This is a genomic window from Alkalihalobacterium alkalinitrilicum, assembly GCF_002019605.1.
GTDB lineage: Bacteria > Bacillota > Bacilli > Bacillales > Bacillaceae_F > Alkalihalobacterium > Alkalihalobacterium alkalinitrilicum.
This window is the reverse complement of record NZ_KV917368.1, coordinates 4,412,905-4,431,910: the sequence shown is the minus strand read 5'-3', so window position 1 is coordinate 4,431,910 and position 19,006 is coordinate 4,412,905. Positions and strand designations below refer to the sequence as shown.

Annotated in this window: 20 protein-coding genes and 1 pseudogene; 4 read left to right on the top strand and 17 right to left on the bottom strand. The window is 37.7% G+C overall.

The genetic code is table 11. The annotated features are described in order from the left end of the window. Nucleotides 1-14: 14 nt before the first annotated feature. From BK574_RS21470 to ric, 8 genes are all read right to left on the bottom strand, one after another. Nucleotides 15-1,508, bottom strand: a complete 1,494-nt coding sequence (locus BK574_RS21470) for an aldehyde dehydrogenase family protein (protein WP_078430037.1) — start codon at nt 1,506-1,508, stop codon at nt 15-17. 33 nt (nt 1,509-1,541) lie between these two features. After that, complete coding sequence (locus BK574_RS21465; RefSeq protein WP_078430036.1) at nt 1,542-2,504, bottom strand: 2-hydroxyacid dehydrogenase; 963 nt, start codon at nt 2,502-2,504, stop codon at nt 1,542-1,544. Nucleotides 2,505-2,526: 22 nt separating this feature from the next. Then, nucleotides 2,527-3,687, bottom strand: coding sequence for an iron-containing alcohol dehydrogenase (locus tag BK574_RS21460; RefSeq protein ID WP_075387914.1), 1,161 nt, complete (start codon nt 3,685-3,687; stop codon nt 2,527-2,529). Then, nucleotides 3,687-4,775, bottom strand: coding sequence for an Ldh family oxidoreductase (locus BK574_RS21455; protein WP_078430035.1), 1,089 nt, complete (start codon nt 4,773-4,775; stop codon nt 3,687-3,689). Before BK574_RS21455 ends, BK574_RS21460 begins: the two co-directional genes overlap by 1 nt. Beyond that, nucleotides 4,762-5,448 (bottom strand): RraA family protein, encoded by a 687-nt coding sequence (locus BK574_RS21450; protein WP_075387912.1) that lies wholly within the window; start codon nt 5,446-5,448, stop codon nt 4,762-4,764. Before BK574_RS21450 ends, BK574_RS21455 begins: the two co-directional genes overlap by 14 nt. 24 nt (nt 5,449-5,472) lie before the next feature. After that, nucleotides 5,473-6,474: a LacI family DNA-binding transcriptional regulator gene (locus tag BK574_RS21445; protein ID WP_078430034.1), complete on the bottom strand. Its 1,002-nt coding sequence runs from the start codon at nt 6,472-6,474 to the stop codon at nt 5,473-5,475. Nucleotides 6,475-6,751: 277 nt separating this feature from the next. Next, a complete protein-coding gene (locus BK574_RS21440; protein WP_338020610.1) occupies nt 6,752-7,294 on the bottom strand; it encodes a hemerythrin domain-containing protein in 543 nt (180 codons plus the stop codon). After that, entirely contained in the window at nt 7,295-8,008 is a 714-nt protein-coding gene (gene ric, locus BK574_RS21435) for an iron-sulfur cluster repair di-iron protein (RefSeq protein WP_078430033.1), read from the bottom strand. Nucleotides 8,009-8,507: 499 nt separating this feature from the next. Here ric and BK574_RS21430 point away from each other — a divergent pair, with 499 nt between their 5' ends. Beyond that, entirely contained in the window at nt 8,508-8,936 is a 429-nt protein-coding gene (locus BK574_RS21430) for a hypothetical protein (protein WP_180320596.1), read from the top strand. Between the two features lie 116 nt (nt 8,937-9,052). Here BK574_RS21430 and BK574_RS21425 read toward each other — a convergent pair. Beyond that, nucleotides 9,053-9,753: pseudogene (locus BK574_RS21425) on the bottom strand (Crp/Fnr family transcriptional regulator). Nucleotides 9,754-9,853: 100 nt separating this feature from the next. Between BK574_RS21425 and BK574_RS21420 the strand changes: the two are divergent. Further along, nucleotides 9,854-10,078, top strand: coding sequence for a hypothetical protein (locus BK574_RS21420; protein WP_078430032.1), 225 nt, complete (start codon nt 9,854-9,856; stop codon nt 10,076-10,078). Further along, a complete protein-coding gene (locus BK574_RS28940) occupies nt 10,047-10,178 on the top strand; it encodes a hypothetical protein (protein ID WP_274379439.1) in 132 nt (43 codons plus the stop codon). Before BK574_RS21420 ends, BK574_RS28940 begins: the two co-directional genes overlap by 32 nt. 52 nt (nt 10,179-10,230) lie before the next feature. Here BK574_RS28940 and BK574_RS21415 read toward each other — a convergent pair whose 3' ends face one another. The 4 genes from BK574_RS21415 to BK574_RS21400 form a co-directional block, all read right to left on the bottom strand. Next, entirely contained in the window at nt 10,231-11,361 is a 1,131-nt protein-coding gene (locus tag BK574_RS21415) for a GerAB/ArcD/ProY family transporter (protein ID WP_078430031.1), read from the bottom strand. A 746-nt stretch (nt 11,362-12,107) separates the two neighbouring features. Further along, nucleotides 12,108-12,875, bottom strand: coding sequence for a putative hydro-lyase (locus BK574_RS21410; protein WP_078430030.1), 768 nt, complete (start codon nt 12,873-12,875; stop codon nt 12,108-12,110). A 1-nt stretch (nt 12,876) separates the two neighbouring features. Further along, on the bottom strand, nt 12,877-13,659 hold the full coding sequence (locus BK574_RS21405; RefSeq protein ID WP_078430029.1) for a 5-oxoprolinase subunit PxpA: 783 nt from the start codon (nt 13,657-13,659) through the stop codon (nt 12,877-12,879). A gap of 36 nt (nt 13,660-13,695) precedes the next feature. Next, nucleotides 13,696-14,922, bottom strand: a complete 1,227-nt coding sequence (locus BK574_RS21400) for an NRAMP family divalent metal transporter (RefSeq protein WP_078430028.1) — start codon at nt 14,920-14,922, stop codon at nt 13,696-13,698. A gap of 290 nt (nt 14,923-15,212) precedes the next feature. Here BK574_RS21400 and BK574_RS21395 point away from each other — a divergent pair, with 290 nt between their 5' ends. Next, nucleotides 15,213-15,971, top strand: a complete 759-nt coding sequence (locus BK574_RS21395; RefSeq protein ID WP_078430027.1) for an IclR family transcriptional regulator — start codon at nt 15,213-15,215, stop codon at nt 15,969-15,971. An 18-nt stretch (nt 15,972-15,989) separates the two neighbouring features. Here BK574_RS21395 and BK574_RS21390 read toward each other — a convergent pair whose 3' ends face one another. The 4 genes from BK574_RS21390 to BK574_RS21375 form a co-directional block, all read right to left on the bottom strand. Further along, nucleotides 15,990-16,994, bottom strand: a complete 1,005-nt coding sequence (locus BK574_RS21390) for a 5-oxoprolinase subunit C family protein (RefSeq protein ID WP_078430026.1) — start codon at nt 16,992-16,994, stop codon at nt 15,990-15,992. After that, on the bottom strand, nt 16,994-17,743 hold the full coding sequence (pxpB, locus tag BK574_RS21385; protein ID WP_274379438.1) for a 5-oxoprolinase subunit PxpB: 750 nt from the start codon (nt 17,741-17,743) through the stop codon (nt 16,994-16,996). Before pxpB ends, BK574_RS21390 begins: the two co-directional genes overlap by 1 nt. A 278-nt stretch (nt 17,744-18,021) precedes the next feature. Continuing rightward, nucleotides 18,022-18,570: an endolytic transglycosylase MltG gene (locus tag BK574_RS21380; RefSeq protein ID WP_078430025.1), complete on the bottom strand. Its 549-nt coding sequence runs from the start codon at nt 18,568-18,570 to the stop codon at nt 18,022-18,024. Continuing rightward, a complete protein-coding gene (locus BK574_RS21375; protein WP_078430024.1) occupies nt 18,563-18,751 on the bottom strand; it encodes a hypothetical protein in 189 nt (62 codons plus the stop codon). The genes BK574_RS21380 and BK574_RS21375 overlap by 8 nt, the downstream gene beginning before the upstream one ends. Nucleotides 18,752-19,006: the final 255 nt, after the last annotated feature.

Below are 19,006 nucleotides of genomic sequence, written 5' to 3'. Positions count from 1 at the left end.
CAGGAAGGGTTTGATTAATATTGAAAATAACTTACTTTTACATTCGTATAAAATTCTTTATTCGTTTTCCCTATGGAATACGCGCCATACCCTGACTGTTTCACTCCACCGAATGGTACATGGGCTTGGCTGGCTGTTCCGTGGTTAACATGAACCATACCAGACTCTACTGCTTCTACAAATCGATTAGCTAATGATAGATTGTTAGTGAAGATTGACGCTGCTAAACCATATTCAACATCATTTGCCACCTCTAAAGCGTCCTCAAAGCTTTCTACTTCTAGTACACTTAGAACAGGGCCAAAAATTTCTTCTTTTGCAATCTTCATTTCAGGTGTTACGTTTGTGAATAAAGCTGGAACAACATAGTTTCCTTCTCCCATTTCACCTTCACTTAGCACTTCACCGCCAAGTTCTAGCGTCGCACCTTCATCTTTTCCTATTTTAATATAATTTAGTGTCGTTTCTAACTGGTCTTTATTAACAAGAGGACCAATTGTTGATGTTGGTTCCCATGACGGTCCTACTTTTAACGCATTCATTTGCTCTTTGATTGCACTTACTAGTTCTTCTGCTTTTTCTTTTAAAACAATGACTCTACTAATGGATGTACATCGTTGACCACTACAAGCGAAGGCCGCTCCTACAATTTCTTTTGCTACTACATTCACATCTTCATAATCAAGGACAACAGCAGGATTCTTCCCACCAAGCTCCAATTGTGTTTTGACTAAGCGTCTAGCTGCCATTTCATTTAATCTCGTTCCAACTCCCGTTGATCCAGTAAAACTAACTCCCTTGACTAATGGATGGTTAGTTAATGGGTTCCCCACTTTTGATCCACTACCTGAAACAAGATTTACAACTCCATTGGGTACTCCAGCTTTGTATAAAAGTTCCATAATTTTTATGGACGTCCAAGGTGTTTCTGATGCGGGTTTATAAACGACCGTACACCCGTAAGCAAGCGCTGGGACAATCTTTCGGATTGGAGTAACAACTGGAAAATTCCATGGTGCAATTGCTGCAACTACTCCAATTGGTTGATGCTTAACAGCTGCAGTGACATTACTTTTTTCACTAGGAAGAGTAGTCCCTTCGATTCTTATTGCATCCCCTGCTACATTTCTCGTTTCTTTTATAGCTCTACCAACTTCGCCTCTCGCTTCAGCTAATACTTTTCCTTGTTCTGCTGATAGAATAAACGCTAGTTCTTCTAGATGATCTTGTAGTAAATCAGCAAATTTTAGTAGGATGGCGGCTCGGTCTGGTCCTGGAACTTGAGACCACGATTGGAAGGCTTGGTGAGCCGCTTCTACTGCTAAGTTAACATCTTCCTCGGTAGAGTATGGAAAGTGTCCTAATACTATATTGTTTTTTCCTGGGCAAGACACGGGATAAGTTTCCCCACTTAAACTTGACTTCCACTCACCGTTTATAAAATTTTCATACGTTTTATTCTGCTCTTTCTCTAACCAAGAAAGAAATGTGTTTGTAGTTGCTTCCATTTTCTTCTCATCTCCTTTTTAACCTTGATTTCTTTAAGAATACACAGGCGTTAAAGCATTTTCTCCTTTTAAAATGGAGATAGTATTATTAATCGCTAAATCTGCCATTTCAACTCTCGTTTCAATTGTTGCACTACCTATATGTGGAGCGAGGACGACATTTTGAAAGTTTAATAGTTCTTCTTCAATTGCAGGCTCGTTTTCAAATACATCAAGGCCAGCACCAGCAATAGCCTTCTCTTTTAGAGCATTCACAAGTGCTTTTTCATTAACTAACGGACCTCTTGACGTGTTAATTAAGTAGGCTGTATCTTTCATTGCTTTTAACTCATTTTCGTCAATCAAATACCGAGTCTCAGGCGTTAGTGGTGTATGTAACGAGAGAAAATCAGCTTGTGATATGACTTCCTCTAAACTCGCATAGCTTGCATCAAGTTCAAGTTCTTTTTCAGTTGAAAGCGGGCGACGATTGTAATAAACAATGTTCATTCCAAACCCTTTTGCTCTTCTCACAACAGCCTCACCAATTCTTCCCATCCCTATAATACCTAACGTTTTACCATAAACTGTTCTTCCAAGAAGTAACTCGGGAGCCCAACCAACAAACTTTCCTTCTCGTGTATACGTATCACTTTCAGGAATTCTTCTAGCCACTGCAAGTAACAATGCCCATGTTAAATCAGCCGTTGACTCTGTTAAAACGTCAGGTGTATTCGTAACGATAATTCCGCGTTCCTGTGCTGCGTCCACATCAATGTTATTGAAGCCAACTGCATAGTTAGAAATAACCTTTAAATGAGGAGCAGCATCCATAACCTCTGCATCAATTTCATTCACAAGTAAAGAGATAATGGCATCTTTATCTGCGATGGCTTGAATTAACTGCTCTTTGGTTAACTCTTCTTTCCCCGTATGGACTTCCACATCTGCCACTTCACGTAATCTTTCGATTCCTTCGCCAGGTAAATCCCGTGTTACTAGCACTTTGGGTTTCATTTGTCACACTCCTTTTTGCAAATTACATTGCTGCTCTACAAATTGCCTTCAAGTCTTCGATTGTCGGTTTTCTAGGATTTACTGGAACATTCCCAGATAACATTGCTTCCTCAGCTATCATTTGTAAATGTTCTTCTTTTAAGCCAAAGTCTGTTAATGTTTGTGTGATACCAACATCTTTATTTAACTGACGGATCGCAACTACCGATTGCTCAGCAGCTTCACGCTCCGTTAATCCAGTTGTATTTACACCAAAGATCGAAGCGATCTCTGCATACTTTGAAACATTACCAATGACATTAAATTCCATAACTTCAGGGAGTAAAATTGCATTTACTGTACCATGTGGAATTTTAAAATGTGCACCAAGTGGAATTGCTAGAGCATGAGCTAAACCCAAACGCGTTGAGTTGAAAGCCATGGCTGCAATTAAACTAGCAAGCAGCATATTCGACCTTGCTTCAACGTTCTCGCCTTGAACAACCGCTAAACGTAGATTTTGCGATATCATTTTCATTGCTTGTACGGATAAACCTTCTGAAATTGGTTGGGTTGCTTTATTTACGTAAGATTCCATCGCATGAGTTAAAGCATCCATACCTGTTGCTGCTGTAATATGCGGCGGAAGTGAAATCGTTAATTCTGGATCAACCAGTGCCATATTCGGACAGTTATAAATACTTCCAACACTCACTTTTGCTTTCTCTTTTTTATCTGAAAGAACAGACCAAATCGTAATTTCACTACCAGTCCCCGCTGTAGTTGGTACTGCAATTACAGGTGCACTTGGATTTGGAACCATGTTAATTCCAACATAATCTTTAATGTGGCCTGGGTTCGTCAACATAAGTCCAATCGCCTTAGCTGTATCTAGGGAACTTCCTCCCCCAACACCTACAACTAAATCACAACCATCTCTCTTAGCCATTTCAAGGCCTAAGTCAACTGATTCAATCGCAGGGTCTGCCTCAATCTCTGAAAAAATAGAGTAAGGAATATTGTCTGCCTTTAATGGCTCTTCTAATTTAGTAACAACACCAGCTTGTAATACACCTGGATCACAAACGATCAATACATTCGTTCCTCCAAACTCTTTTACAAACTCTGCAAGTTTATTAATTAATCCATTTTCAAATTCGATAATGGTTGGAATTTCATACCTAAACGCTTTATTTAATAACATTATTTAGATACCTCCGTACTTATATTTGTTGTGTAAGCCGCTTGAGTAAAGTCAATTCCATATTTTTGGCCAATCTCACTCAGCTCTTGCACTACTTTTTCAGGTAATTCAATACCGTTTTCTTTTCTTTCTATTGTTCTTCTTAATTCAAGTTCACCTGGAATATAAATCTCTTCTACGCCTGGAGCTTTTGGCTCGTTTTTTAAGTCTGTAATATATAGATCCATTCTCTCTTTAAAATAGTCAATTGGCATAAAGTTGTTAATATTGATCGCGAGGAAGAAGTGGCCAACATTTTGTGGGTCTTCCCAGTTTTCATACATATTATTAACGTACTTCCCAAATCCAGCACCAGTGAGTACACCTGCTAAAATATCAATAAACATCGATATACCATATCCTTTTGGTCCACCTAGTGGAAGGACGGAACCTTCTAATGCAGCATTAGCATCGGTTGTTGGATTACCATCTTTATCAATCGCCCATCCTTCAGGGATCGATTCTCCTTTTTGTGAAGCGACAATAATCTTCCCTCTAGCAACAACGCTTGTCGCCATATCCAAAATGAACGGAACATCCGTACCTGTTGGGACACCGATCGCTAATGGATTTGTCCCTAAGAATGGTCTAACCCCGCCCGTTGGAGGCATCGTCTGAGATGCATTGGAAAGGACTAATAAAATAAAGCCTTGATCAATCGCTTTATTCGCATAATAAGCACCTGTCCCAAAGTGGTTCGAATTTTTCACACCAACGACTCCGATTCCACTCTTTTTCGCTTTATCTAAAGCTTTATTCAAAGCTTCCATGCCAACGACTGACCCGAAGTTATTATTCCCGTCTAAAAGAGCCATGGTATCGGTTTCAGAGTGGGTAAAAAAATTAGAGTCAGGCTGTATCATACCTTCCTCCATCCTTTTTAAATAAATGGATGTTCGAACGACTCCATGTGAGTCAACTCCACGTAAATCTGCTTCAACTAATGACTCTGCAACGATCTCTGCACTTTTTACGGGAACACCCGCTGCTTTAAAGACATCGGTACAAAAGGATTGAAGCTTTTTCCAATCAAATTTAGTTGGTATCATAGTCATCACATCCTTTATCTGCTAATAGTTTATTTACCCATGAACGATCGACAGTTCCATTTGCAATTGACGCTAAAATTTCTTCTTCTACTTTTTGTTGTTTCTTCACTTTCGCTAGTACATTTTCTGCATCTTCAAGTGGGACTACTACAACTCCATCTTCATCTCCAACAACAATATCACCAGGTTTGACGATCATCCCACCGATAGATATCGATACATTGATTTCTCCTGGACCGTCCTTATACGGACCTCGATGAGTAACACCACACGCATAAACCGGAAATGTATCTTCTTGAAATGCCGCTATATCTCTTATTGCTCCATTGATCACAAATCCTGCAATTTCATTCTTTTGCGCAATTCGTAACATAATTTCACCTACGATTGCATTCGTCTGGTCTCCACCAGCATCGACAACAATCACATCACCAGGCTTTGCCATATCAATCGCTTTATGGACCATTAAATTGTCTCCTGGTCTTGTCTTTACTGTTAGTGCTGTACCTACTAATCTTCCGCTTTTATGGTAAGGTCTTAATTTTGTTCCAACGGCACTCATCCGACTCATATTATCGCTAATATGTGGAGTAACAACATCCGAGAATGCTTCTATTATTTGCTGACTTGGTCTCTTATTTATTGGTAGTACTCTAAAACCTAATTGACTCAATCCTAACGCCTCCTACGATATTTTTTAACAAGATTCTCTTATAATCAAATTTGGTTGTAATTGTGTAACTTTAGGTTCTGCCTTTTGTTTAGTGTTTAATAGGTTAATAAGCTTTTCTGCCGCTAGTTTTCCCATTTCATAACTCGGCTGGTTAACTGTCGTTAACGGTGGAGCTAAATGCTTTGACCAAACGGTTTCATCATACCCGATTAAACTTACATCTTGAGGAACACTCATTCCTAACTCTTTAATCCCTTCAAGAATTTCCAATGTCATCATATTATTCGTTGAAAAAATGGCATCTGGTGGCTCTTTTGAAGTTAGTGCTTTTTTAATTTCTTCTTTTGCAGCACCCTTTTTTTCCTCAACAATCAAAATGTATTTTTCATTAATTGTGTGACCATGATTTATAAGAGCACTTTTATACCCTTGAAGTCTTTCTTCCCTAGGACTAATTCCATCAGGTGGATAAACGATGATAGCTATAGAACTTTTTCCCAATTCAATGAAATGTTCCATTGCTAGTTCAGAGCCCTTAATATTATCCACTACAACGGTATCAAGAGGTACATCTTCAATTTTCCGATTGATGGCGATAATTGGATACTCTCTATCTATTATTGACTGAAATAACTGTTTATTTTTCATTGTAGGGTTAACGATGATCCCATCTACTTGCTTCATTTGTAATCCTTCTATATGCTCCTGCTCAAGTTTCGAATTATCATTTGAGTTACAAATCATTAAATTATAGCCGTTAGAATGACAAGTATCTTCTACGCCTTGCAATACACTAGACCAAAAAGGGTTTTGTAAATTAGATAAGACAATTCCAATTACATTCGTTTTCATCTGCTTAAGACTTTTAGCTAAAGCATTAGGTCTATAATTCAATTCATTTATTATTTTTAAAACTTTTTCTTTCGTATCTTCATGTACGTGTTGGAAATTCCCGTTAATAATTCGTGAAACAGTAGTTTTTGAGACACCTGCTCTTTTTGCTACTTCATCCATTGTAATTTTCATGATATTCACACCCTGAACTTAGTGTTTCTGTATATGTAACCGATTTCTGAAATCGGTTTCTGAAATCGGTTAACTAAAGGTTATCAGATAATTTTAGTAAATTCAATCACTTTTTAGAATTTTTCAATCCTTAAATTTTTTCTTTAAAAGTTTAATAGGAAATATGTTTCTAGAAAAATTGCTAAAGCCTCACCAATTCAATAAGAATTGGTGAGGCTTTAGCGATAGACATCATTGTTAATATTATGCACGGACATCATGTTTTTCTTTATAAAGTTCAGCTCTTAATTCTCATTTCAAGTTCTTGTTTTTCTTCAGGCGAAAGGAATTGTTCTGCTAACGGGAAAAGAACGTTTTCTTCTTTCATAAAGTGTTCTGATAAAATTAAATACGCTTGAGCCGCATAATTCGCTAACGTTCGAATATCATTGAGCTCTACCTTTAAACCAAGTTCTTCTGTTTCTGACAGAAATTTCCTTAAATAGGTTTTTGCTTGATCATGTTCATATTCCATTACGGCAATCGGCCCCATGTTTTGTCCAATGTGGGCAGCAAGCATTGGGAAAAGAATACCTTCTTCGCGCTCAGAGTGAGGTTCAAGTTGGGATACAAACACTTTTACTTGTTGATACAATTGCTGTAAGCTTTCTCTAGTCGCTACTGCCTCATCTCCTTCGATGCTTTGGGTAAGTTCATAAAAGTCTTCCATTTGTTTTGTGAGAGGGATATGTTCTTTTTTTAATTGTTCAAGGGCTGGGCAATGCTCTTCTACATCTCGTAACATCATCCCACTCATGCATCCTAGCTGTTGCATCTCCATTCATTGCACCTCCCTTAATTCTTTAGTCACCCTTGGAAATAGGATGTTGTTTTCAAGGTGAATATGTTGAAATAAATCACTTTCTAAATCTTCAAGTTTTTGGTAGGTCAATTGAAAAGTCATGCATGCCCAATCTGGAACAGAATAATCATTTGTCACTTCACGAAGCTGTTTTAAAATATTTCCCGCTCCTTCATGTTCATCTTCTAGTTCCTTAATATTTTCCGATAACTTAGAAATAATTTCACTCGATCGGTTTTCTTCAAAAGCTTGAATTAAAGGAAACACATTATTTTCTTCGTCAATCGTATGCTGTTCGAGCTCCACTTTTAAACTGTGAAACAACTGGTGAACCTTCGTTAGTTCAGGACACTGGTTTCCGTGTACACGAAAAACTTTCGTTGTAAATTGACTTAACTCTGGTAATATACTGCTCAAATACGCATGGTGAGTCGAAATAATATGATCGATCAACTCAGAATTAGTAATTTCATTCCAAGTAACACTCGGTTTCACTAATGATTTTATATAAGCATTATTTAGTTGTTCGAGAATTTCGTCCCCATTTAAATTCTTTTCCTTGATTGACTCACCTATTGGTCGGTTTCCACCGCAGCAAAAGTCTATTTTATATTTTTTTAAAATTGTACTCGTTTCTGGTAATCGTGTAACAATCTCACCTGTTTTTGTTGAAAAATCAAAGATGGTTTCCATAATGTAACCCTCCATTTGTTTTATTATGACTTGCTAATTAAATTGTATCGAATTCGAGCGGAAGGTGTAGTGATGTACATCACAAAAACGAAAAAAACTCCATTACAGGTTAATGAATTGGTTGGAAACAAAATTTTTTTATTCGCAATCGTTGACAAGTTTAGACAAATATCTATTATTTGCCTACCAAAAATAAACCATTTTTGTCTTTAGAACCGTTCTTTCTTTGCTTTTTAAAAAAATGGTCGACATATGTAAAACGATTACAAAAGGGGATTCGTTTATTTTGTAGAAAACAACGGTATAGAGTGTACGGATTATTAAAACAATCTAGAAAAACACGATTTACCGTCGACAACGAAGAAAATCGCTGTCATTTGTTATACTTTACCACCTGTATAAGTTGGAATTTTTAGAAAAAAAGAGGAAGGTGATTTTTATGTTTAAATGGATGCCCCATAAGGAACAAAATATGTGTGAAAGCAAACTTATAAAGGTTATGAAGCGTTTAAAAATTGTAGATTACCATTTCAATTGGGATCGTAACAGTTGTTTTATTGAATTTCAATACCAAGAAAACACGTACAGATTAGAACACTCTGCTGAAAGAGCCAAATTAAAAGGGATTGTAAGATTACGGAACGGATTAGATTGTTTAAATGAATTGGTCCAATCGCTTGAAGATCTATGCAAAATTACTGAACGAGGAACTTATAAACTTGAAACATGGTTACTCGCGATGAAACAATCGTTCCCACCAGCTGAAGAGCTTCCAGAATATTTAGAAGAAGTTCATATTCGTTATAAGTCATTGGGAAAACAAAACCATGATGAATATGGTAGGAATGAAAGTTTCATTCCTGTTACAGCCGAGTCACTAGGTAGTCTAGGTCGAAGTGAACTCATCCAACGAGCTCAAAACAAATAACCATACTAAATAAACAGAACGTCTACTTATTGTGGCGTTCTGTTTTAACATCCCTTCATTCTCATATTATTCTAGCAATGTCTCTCCATTCTTTGAGATCATTCATCAACGAAAGATTATTCAATTTGTAGTTCCTGTTTTACTAAGTCTAGCGAAATGAGTAAATGACCCTTTTGGCTAACTTCGACAATGTGATTTTTCCTTAACTTCGTTAATGTACGGCTAACCGTTTCTCTTGAAGTACCTATCATATTGGCCAGTTCTTGATTAGTAAATTAAATCGTTAATCTCACTCGCCCATCTTCTTGTTTTTTTCCATGTGTTTTAGCAAGACGGAGAAATAACATAAGAATTTGCTCGTACGTATTGTGAAATATTTGTTCTTCTAATCGACTTTGCAAATCAATTATTTTTTCCCCCATCACACGGAATAGTTTTATACACACATCTGGTCGTTGGAGAAGTAGCTGTTCAAATTCTTGAATTGGAATGACGAGCAAGGTCGCATCTTCCATAATTTCAGCATGTGCTGGATAACCTCCTGTTCGAAAAAAACCTGCATGCGGAAACATATCCCCATTTTGAAGCACAGAAACAATTTGTTCTTTTCCGCTCACATCTGTTTTGTAAATCTTTACTCGCCCTTCATGGATAAAAAACACTCGATCAAGCGGATCCCCTTGCATGAATAGATTTCACCTACTTTAAACTCTCGTGGATATGCCATTTCACTTATTGGTTCTATTTCAACTTCCGTTAACTCTTTAAATAAAGGTACATTTTGTAGTAAAAACTTCATAGTGTCTATCCGCTTCATTCTGTCAACCTCTCCTTACTTTATACTCTTTTAATAGTATACCGCTACAAGTAAAAATAACGATAGGCTCGATAAAAGAAACGAAGGAGGGAGCTGGAAAATGAAAAGCGCAATTCTTACTTTTGTCCTTACTTTTGGGATAGCTTTTGGAGGGGGATACTTATTTTTTCAAGACTCATCAGGAACAGATACTCAGCAGTCAACAGATATTGAACAAGCAGACGCTGATGTAGAAGAGGTCGCTGAGGAAATGCCACTTACTGTTGACTCAATGGCTGAAGCTACAGCAGGATATGATCGACAAAGTAAAAGAAGAACAGCCTGAAGTTGTCGAAGCTGAAGTCAACTATTTAGCTCACCAGGAGTACGAAGAGCTGCTCATTTCACAAATTGAAACGCTAGATATAAAAATCTATTTGCAATAAAATGGTACCAGGCACCTTTCACGCAGTAAAATGTAAAAGGTGCCTAAACGTTTTATACTTGACTACTATTATCAAACGAAGTTTTACTTCGTTTTCGGATCCAGACAGTGATGTAGCCGCTCACAATACCTAATATTAATAAAACATCTCCTAACACCGCCAAAAGTTGACCAACGTTTTCAAGACTAGTAATGGAGTCAGGTATAAACGAAATAATGAAAATGATAAAAATAATAACAGGTGGGATCCATGTTCTAAGTTTTTTAGATGGTATAAATTGTTCTTCGATCGTTTTAATATTTGCAAATAATACAGTCGCCATTGTTGTAAAAATAGCCATAATATAAACCGTCAAAAATAAAGATTCTAGTCTTTCGATAAATCCACCGATAATTTCAATTTCCTTTGCCAGTTCGATTGCTGGAAATGTAATGACCTTCGTCATTTCAAGTCCAAATGTCACGTATGAAATAATGGCTAGAAAGGTGTAGGTTAGAACAAGAAAAAGGATTGCAATGTTTAGCGGCAGCGAACGTAAATCACTTTCTTTCATATGACCCATAAAAAAGAAAAGAAACATAATGACAGCAAAGGAAAACATCGGAGGTAAAATCCCAGATAAAACAGGCATAAATCCTTCACTTACAACTGGTAATAGCTGTCCAAAATCGGCTTCTCCAAGATTGAAAATAATGACACCAAATAAAGCTGTAAGTATAAAGGGCATAAACATTAAATGAATATGAACAATTCCTTGCATTCCTTTTGAAGCTGCATACGTAATGATGAGTAAGATAATGCCAATAACGACTTCTGAAGGTGTTTGGTCAATTAAATACAATTTTGTTGCCATTGCTAATATTCTCACTTGAAAGGCAAGTAACACAGTAAAATAAAAGATAAAGAAAAAGGCTAATACTTTTGCGCCCCATTTCCCGATTTTCCCGTTAGCGATAAATTCAAGAAGGGACTGAGTTGGAAATTTTTTTTGTATCCTTACATAGATATAAACTAAACTCATCGTAATGAATCCAGCAACAAGGATTGAAATCCAACCGTCTGTCGTACCAACCCGTTCGGCTAATACCCTTGGTAATGTAAGAATCCCGACCCCAAAAATTAAAGAGATTAGTGTGACACCCATTTCAATCGGACTAATTTGGTACTGTTGATTACTTCCCATTCTTCAAAATCCCCTTTAAGTCTTCGATTTCAAGCGGATCGTTTTCTCTGATTGACCGAGCAACTTTTGTCGTTTTCTTCGGTTCTCTTCTTTCATATATGGGAGTAGATCCACTTAATTAAGCTTTTGAACGACGGATTGAAACCCAAAAACGAGAAGTACCGATATGCGATCAAGGAATTCTTCCATATATGGTGAAACTTCCATCAGTGAGGGATTTCCTCTTCCCCACGGTTAATTGAAGCCCACACGATACGGGTCACACAGACGTTGCCACAGGACGTGGCAACGTCTGTGTTCATTTTGTTGTTACTGCCAGTTGTTGCGGAATAAAATTTCACTTGGAGAAAATTGGTGTAATCTACTAGTTTTTTTATCTTTCTCAAATGTTTCATTTTTATGAGAGTAATTTCTGTTTGGATATTAATCTTCAGCTTATATTGTTAAAAATTTCACATAAATCATTTAGAGGATAAAATTTTGAAATGATTAGAACACATAAGAGAAAAGATCGCTATGAAGAGGACAGTTCCGTGATGGCGTTAGGCTCTCTCGTCATTGGGGGCCTAGGTCAAAAAAGTTGACCTATATCTTAGAAGAACTAGCTAACAAGGAAAGAAAAGGATGGGTTTAATTAACCTATCCTTTATTACAGACGTAATATTATAAAATTTAAGTTACCATTAACAAAAAGCCTATTAAAAAATCCTTTCATTTTATTTTTTAGTATTCACCAACTCTCAACACTATTTCATGAAGTCTTTATTCGTCCAATCTGTAATGAACATATGCCCTGGGGCATGTGTGATCATTTGTGGGATCTTCGCTTGAACAGCCGCAGCTTGAGGGGTCACCCCACAAGCCCAAAACACAGGTGTTTCATTTTCCTTAATTTCTACGAACTCCCCATAGTCGGGCTGCTCTATTTGTTTAATTCCAATCTCGCTTGGCTCTCCAATATGAACAGGAGCACCGTGAAAGTTGGGGTACCTACTTGTAATTTCAACCACTTTATCAATATGTTCATTTGAAATCGGTCTCATCGATACAACTAGAGGACCAGAAAAATCCCCTGCTTGTACTGTTGGAATATTGGTTTTGTACATCGCTACATTCTTCTTGCACTCTACATGACGAAGGAAAATTCCATTTTCAAGCAGCTGGCTTTCGAATGTGAAACTACAACCAAGTAAAAAGGTTACAAAATCATTTTTCCATAAATCGAGAAGGTCATTTTTTTTCTCATGCAGCTCACCATTTTTGTATATATGGTAAAGCGGAACATCGGTTCGAATATCGGATCCCTTTGCTAAACGAGATTCATATTCACCAGCTTCTAACACATCGATGACTGGACACGCTTGTGAATTACGATAAGTATATAAGAAGAAATCAAATGCATATTCTTTTGGGAGGATGACTACATTTGCTTGGACATACTCATCACACGCTCCCGAAGTATTGGTTTGAAATTCTCCGCTCCTAATCTTTTCCCTCACTTGTTTTGATTTCATTTCATTCTCCTTTGTGATAATGTGAACCTTCAGCAGGACAAATGTTAACTCCTTCTGCCACAAGGGTCTCTCGTAATGAACGAGCAAAATCAAGCGCACTCGGTCCATCACCGTGAATACAAATCGTATCCGCTTGAATAGGAGCATATGAACCATCAACCGTCTTAACCGTCCCTTCCTTTACCATCATCAGGACTTGTTGAATGGCCGTATCGGTTTCATGGATCAGTGCATTCTGGTGTGTTCGAGGCGTTAGCGTCCCATCTGGTTGATACGTACGATCAGCGAACACTTCATTTGCCACTGTTAACCCAACGTTTAAGCCTGCTTTAATTAACTCGCTTCCTGATAAGCCAAATAAAACGAGAGACGGGTCGATCTCATAAACGGCCTGGGCGATCGCTTCTGCTACTTTTGGGTCTTTTGCGGCCGTATTATACAAAGCTCCATGAGGTTTTACGTGGCGGATCTCCACATCATTTACTTTACAAAAACCTTGAAGAGCGCCAATTTGGTAAATAACAAAGTGATAAATGTCGCTTGGCTCTGTTTGAATAACCCTTCGTCCGAATCCGATCAAATCGGGAAATCCTGGGTGGGCACCAATACTCACACCTTTTTCTTTGGCCATTTTTACTGTTTTAGCCATCACATTGTGATCTCCTGCATGATAGCCACATGCAATATTAGCTGAAGTAATCTGCGCTAAAACAAGTTCGTCTTGGCCTACAACAAAAGAACCGAAACTTTCCCCTAAATCACAGTTAAGATCAACGGATTTCACACACAATCTCCTCCCTTATTTTTACAGTTTTATAAACTAAAATAATTGTGGAATCATTATAATAAGGGTACGAACCCCTAAATAAGCAGTTAATACAACAACAAGTGCTCCAAAAACAGTCATCCAAACTGGATGTTTATAATCTCCAACAATTTTTGTGCGATGAGCCGCTAAAACAATACATCCTAATGTCAAAGGAAGAATTAAACCGTTAAATGCACCTGCTAATACTAATAAAGTGACTGGACGCCCAATTAAAGCAAAAACAATCGTTGAAAATACGATAAACCCAATCACCCAATAATTTTGGTGTTTCTTAATACTTGTATGAAACGTTGTTAAAAACGATACTGATGTATAAGCTGCCCCAATCACTGACGTAATCCCAGCTGCCCACAATACTAAACCAAAGATCCTATAACCAACTTCACCAGCAGCAATTTGGAACACAGAAGCCGTAGGGTTATCGGCATTTAAAGCAAAGCCTGCAGAAACAACGCCTAGCACGGCTAAAAATAAAATAAATCGCATAATTGAAGCGACAACAATTCCAGAAATCGCCGTATTGGTGACATGACGTATATTTTCTTTACCAGATACACCTGCATCTAAAAGTCTATGTCCTCCAGCAAATGTAATATATCCACCAACTGTTCCACCCACAATCGTAATAATCGCTAAAAAATCAATTTCTAGAGGCACAACCGTACGTAGCGCTGCCTCAGCGTAAGGCGGTTTACTGACAAACATGACATAAGTCGTTAACAAAATCATCAATGCCCCTAAATAACGCACAATTTTGTCCATTGCAACATTGGCTTCTTTAAGGGAAAAAATAATGATACAAATAACTCCAGTCATGACCGCACCTATTCTTGGATCAAAGCCGAGTAACGCATTAACTCCTAATCCCCCTCCAGCAACGTTACCAATGTTAAAGGCGAGGCCTCCTAGTACGATGAAAAAAGCGACAACATAACCTAAGCCAGGAAGGACAGCATTCGCAATTTCTTGCCCTCTCATTTTTGAAACGGCAATAATACGCCAAATATTCATTTGAGCACCAATATCTAAAATAATCGATGCAAGGATCACAAACGCAAAGCTGGCAAGGAGTTGCTCTGTAAAAACGGCAGTTTGCGTTAAAAACCCAGGACCAATGGCTGAGGTGGCCATTAAAAAGGCAGCCCCCGTCATCGCACTTAATCTTTCTTTCGGTGTTATTTGTGTTTGTTTCTCATCGATTGGATTTTGCTGTTTCATATCACTCACCCTTTCTAATACGTTATTTTTTACTAAGCCTAAGCTAGAAAAATGACTGGTAATAACCGTTTTATAGTTTAACCAGAACAAGGACTGAAGCTATTCCCATTTTCAATATCAGGCATGAATAGCACCTAGAATAGACCGGACTTCATCTTACCTAGACAATTGATCGAGGGTTTAGTAGAATTAAAAAAATTATCTTTTTAAAATTTTTTCTATTACTTATTGTTTATTTTCTCAAAAATTTTTAATTTTACTTAATAAATTTTGTGAAAGGAGATTAACTCGTGCAAAACAAAAATAAAACAGTTGTTAAATCTATGAAACTCCTGGACCTGTTCCGAACACATAATAAGTTAAGTTTAAACGAAATGGTTGAACTATCAGGAATCCCTAAAACATCAGTACATCGAATGATAGGCTCCCTTGAAGAGATGGGTTTTCTAGGTAAGGACCAGGAAGGGAAGTATACACTCGGTATGCTATTTCTTGAATTTGGACAACTCGTAGCCGACCGCCTTGATATTCGTCAAATTGCTCATCCGGTCATGAAAGAGCTCCGAGATAAAGTTGGTGAAGCCGTTAACCTGACGATGCGAGATCATCATGATGCGATCTATATTGAAAAGCTTGACACCATACATCCTGTAAGACTCTTTACCAAAGTAGGAAGGCGGTCCCCGCTTTACGCTGGAGCTTGCTCACGAATTATTTTGGCCAACTTATCGGATGTCGAAATAGACGAATACCTCAATATGACAAAACTAAGTCCTTATGGAACAGGAACGATTACAGATAAAGAACAGTTGCGGTTGATTTTGCGACAATCTCGTCTGGATGGATACACTGTTAGCTATTCTGAACTGGAAAACCAAACCTCCTCAGTTGCAGCACCTATTTTTGATCACACAGGACACGTTGTAGGCGGTCTAAGTATTGCAGGACCAGATATTCGGTTTCAAAAAGAACAATTACCTATGTTAATCGAAGAAGTAAAACAAGCCGCAGCTCATATCTCACGAAGTTTAGGTGCCAGGCACCTTTAATCATTTATTGTATTAAAGTTACCTGGCACTTTTTAGTTTAAGACCTGCTCGTAGTTCGTTTAATTCTCTTTCTCTGTTCAGGTAGAGTTCTTCTGCTTGTTTAAGCGTGACTTCTTTGAATTTGATCGCATCTCCTGGCTTTAATTGCGCGATCAGCGGGATATCAACGGATAATACTTGGCCAATTCGTGGATAACCACCTGTTGTTTGTCTGTCAGCAAGTAAGATGATAGGGTTACCATCAGGAGGTACTTGAATCGTCCCGAGAGCAACTGCTTCCGAAACCATTTCCAATGGTTGACTTAGTGTTAATGTTGGGCCTGATAGTCTGTAGCCCATCCGATCGGATTGCGGTGTCACTTTGAAAACTTCCTCATATATTGCCCCTCTACACTCTGACGTGAACAAATCATAGTGGGAACCGCGAATGACGCGAATGCTAATGTGATTTTGATCTTGGAAATATGTCACATTATTTACACTCCACGTAGCTGAAGAAAATGGTAGATTTTCTTCAGTGGAAAGCTGGTTTATTAAATGTTGCGCTTGTTCTGACGGTGGATTTAACTTAATACTGTCATTGACTTTTAATGCTCGTCCTTGAAATCCACCGATTCCCGCTCGAAGGTATGTACTCCTGCTTCCCATGACCTCATCAACATCAATGCCTCCACCCATTGCTATATAAGCTCTACACCCGAACTGACATGGACCAAACTTGAGTACACTGCCTTTTTTCACAAAAACTGGCTTCCACAATGGGATCGGTTCATTTTGAATCGTGGGTGATAAATCACCACCGGTTACGGCAATTAGGACGTCTTCCTCTATTTCTAATTCAGGACCTGTCAGAGTTACTTCCAACGCCGCATCTCCTTCTTCATTTCCAACAAGTAAATTTGCAACTCGAAGAGCATAAGAGTCCATTGCACCACTAAAAACAACACCGTACTTCTGTAATCCTGCTCTACCCAAATCCTGAACTGTAGTCAGAAGTCCTGGGCGAATCACTTTCACACTCATCATGCTCCCCCCTTATAATCTCTATATTCTTTATGAGAAATTGGCTTGAACCGAATAATATCTCCCGACTCAAGAAGGGACGGGGGATTATTGGATGGTAAAAATAACTCTAATGGGGTTCGACCAATCAATTGCCAACCACCAGGGGTTTCAATTGAATATACTCCCGTCTGCTTTCCCGCTATCCCAACTGAACCTTGTGGGATTTTCATACGAGGATTTGCTTTTCTTGGAGTAGCAATGCGATCTGACATTCCACCTAAATACGGGAACCCAGGCGCAAAACCAATCATATAAACGAGATATTCTCCTTCAGAATGAATTTGAATAACTTCTTCAGTGGTCAAATTATTATGCTTTGCAACAAAATCTAAGTCAGGACCAAACTCCCCACCATAACATACGGGAATTTCTATTTCTCTTTTTTCCGTTTGATACATTCCTTTTAGATTTTTTAAAATATCTTTTATCTTTGAATTCATAACATCATAGCTAGAATTCTGTTGCCCAATGCTACCTTCTCGAACAACTTTAATCGGATCATAAAAAAGCGTTACACTAGTAAAAGATGGGATATACTCCACCAACCCCATAATTGGGTATTGTTCAAGATAGCTGGTAAAGGCTTTTACTTTGTTATGTATCGAAACATCAATTTCACGCCCAAAGTTGATGACGATTGCCGTTTCATTAAGTGGATAAATTTCATAATCATAATCGGTTTCGTGTGTGGATTTAATCACCATCATTATTCACCTCTCCCTAATTCCGATTATCGGAACAACCGTTCCGAATTTAAGTATTTAGATAATTATAAATGTTTGAGTTTAAAAAGACAACACATCTATATTATGTTTTCCTGTTTTCCTATAAAAATGAAAAAAATTAAATGAAAGTCGGACAGTGAGAGGAAGTACAATTATTTAAGGTTAATTAACGTTCATTAGTTCGATGAAAATAATAATGATATTCACAAAAAAACTAGCATTGGAGTTCAACTTCCAATGCTAGTTTTTTTGTATTCACTTTATTGAGCCCTACCTTTAGTGATCACTTGTATAATTTCATTATGGCTCATACCTGTAGTTAACTCGTGTTCCCCAATTTGGACATATTTGGCTGCATTCTTTGATTCAACCGCTCGAACGAATTTGGCTTCGTCTTTTATAAGTCCTTTTTCCTTCAGCATTTTGGCTACATCAGGACTTACCATGCCAGAAGTAATTTTTATTTTATGCTTGACTGGCTTGTCATCTTCTTTTTTCTCTTCCTCTTTCTTCTCTTCTTGCTTTTCTTCTTCTTTTTCTTCTACCTTACTTTCGCTCTCTTTTTTTTCTTCGGTAGGCTGTTCAGCCGTTGCACTTTCATCTGCTTGTCCATTTTTCATAGCTTCATAATCTTCTTCGGAAATGACCATAAGGTTATTTGCTTTTAAAAATACTTCAATTGTTTCTTGACTCATTACAGGTTCTTCAGCTGTCGTTTGCGCAGGGGCAAGCACTGACTTAAACAGTAACAAAACGATACCTGTGATAAAAAATCCCATCGACAATCCTCGTGCAGTATGCTTATCCACGTTTCACTCTTCCTTCCGTTTCGTCTTTCATTTTATCTTTAATTTCATTAATTTCCCGCATCAAATTAATTTGAACGTTGCTTACTTGATTCGTAACTTCAGATTGATAGTCTTTAGCAAAAAAAGAATAGACAAACAAACCAGCACTCGCTAAGAACAGCAATATGATTAATAACGTCATTATAAATCCCTCCTTCACTTTTATAGTAAACCTACGTCTATGGGCAACGATTCACGCTATAATTCGACAATATTTATGTAGCCTTAAGAATCATAGCATTATTTTTTCATACAAACAATCACTGACTATTTTCTTTCACAAAAATTGGACCGTAAGACCTGTATAGCTGATAGGTCTTTCCTTTAGTTCTAACCTAAATTCACCAAAAAATCAGTATGATAGGCATACAAAATCATTATTTATTTGTTTGAAGGA

Bases quoted from the DNA above. Each gene is read 5' to 3' on its own strand.
- BK574_RS21470 (WP_078430037.1), bottom strand. From the start codon at position 1,508: ATGGAAGCAACTACAAACACATTTCTTTCTTGGTTAGAGAAAGAGCAG.
- BK574_RS21465 (WP_078430036.1), bottom strand. From the start codon at position 2,504: ATGAAACCCAAAGTGCTAGTAACACGGGATTTACCTGGCGAAGGAATC.
- BK574_RS21460 (WP_075387914.1), bottom strand. From the start codon at position 3,687: ATGTTATTAAATAAAGCGTTTAGGTATGAAATTCCAACCATTATCGAA.
- BK574_RS21455 (WP_078430035.1), bottom strand. From the start codon at position 4,775: ATGATACCAACTAAATTTGATTGGAAAAAGCTTCAATCCTTTTGTACC.
- BK574_RS21445 (WP_078430034.1), bottom strand. From the start codon at position 6,474: ATGAAAATTACAATGGATGAAGTAGCAAAAAGAGCAGGTGTCTCAAAA.
- BK574_RS21440 (WP_338020610.1), bottom strand. From the start codon at position 7,294: ATGGAGATGCAACAGCTAGGATGCATGAGTGGGATGATGTTACGAGAT.
- ric (WP_078430033.1), bottom strand. From the start codon at position 8,008: ATGGAAACCATCTTTGATTTTTCAACAAAAACAGGTGAGATTGTTACA.
- BK574_RS21430 (WP_180320596.1), top strand. From the start codon at position 8,508: ATGAAGCGTTTAAAAATTGTAGATTACCATTTCAATTGGGATCGTAAC.
- BK574_RS21420 (WP_078430032.1), top strand. From the start codon at position 9,854: ATGAAAAGCGCAATTCTTACTTTTGTCCTTACTTTTGGGATAGCTTTT.
- BK574_RS28940 (WP_274379439.1), top strand. From the start codon at position 10,047: ATGATCGACAAAGTAAAAGAAGAACAGCCTGAAGTTGTCGAAGCTGAA.
- BK574_RS21415 (WP_078430031.1), bottom strand. From the start codon at position 11,361: ATGGGAAGTAATCAACAGTACCAAATTAGTCCGATTGAAATGGGTGTC.
- BK574_RS21410 (WP_078430030.1), bottom strand. From the start codon at position 12,875: ATGAAATCAAAACAAGTGAGGGAAAAGATTAGGAGCGGAGAATTTCAA.
- BK574_RS21400 (WP_078430028.1), bottom strand. From the start codon at position 14,922: ATGAAACAGCAAAATCCAATCGATGAGAAACAAACACAAATAACACCG.
- BK574_RS21390 (WP_078430026.1), bottom strand. From the start codon at position 16,994: ATGAGTGTGAAAGTGATTCGCCCAGGACTTCTGACTACAGTTCAGGAT.
- pxpB (WP_274379438.1), bottom strand. From the start codon at position 17,743: ATGATGGTGATTAAATCCACACACGAAACCGATTATGATTATGAAATT.
- BK574_RS21375 (WP_078430024.1), bottom strand. From the start codon at position 18,751: ATGACGTTATTAATCATATTGCTGTTCTTAGCGAGTGCTGGTTTGTTT.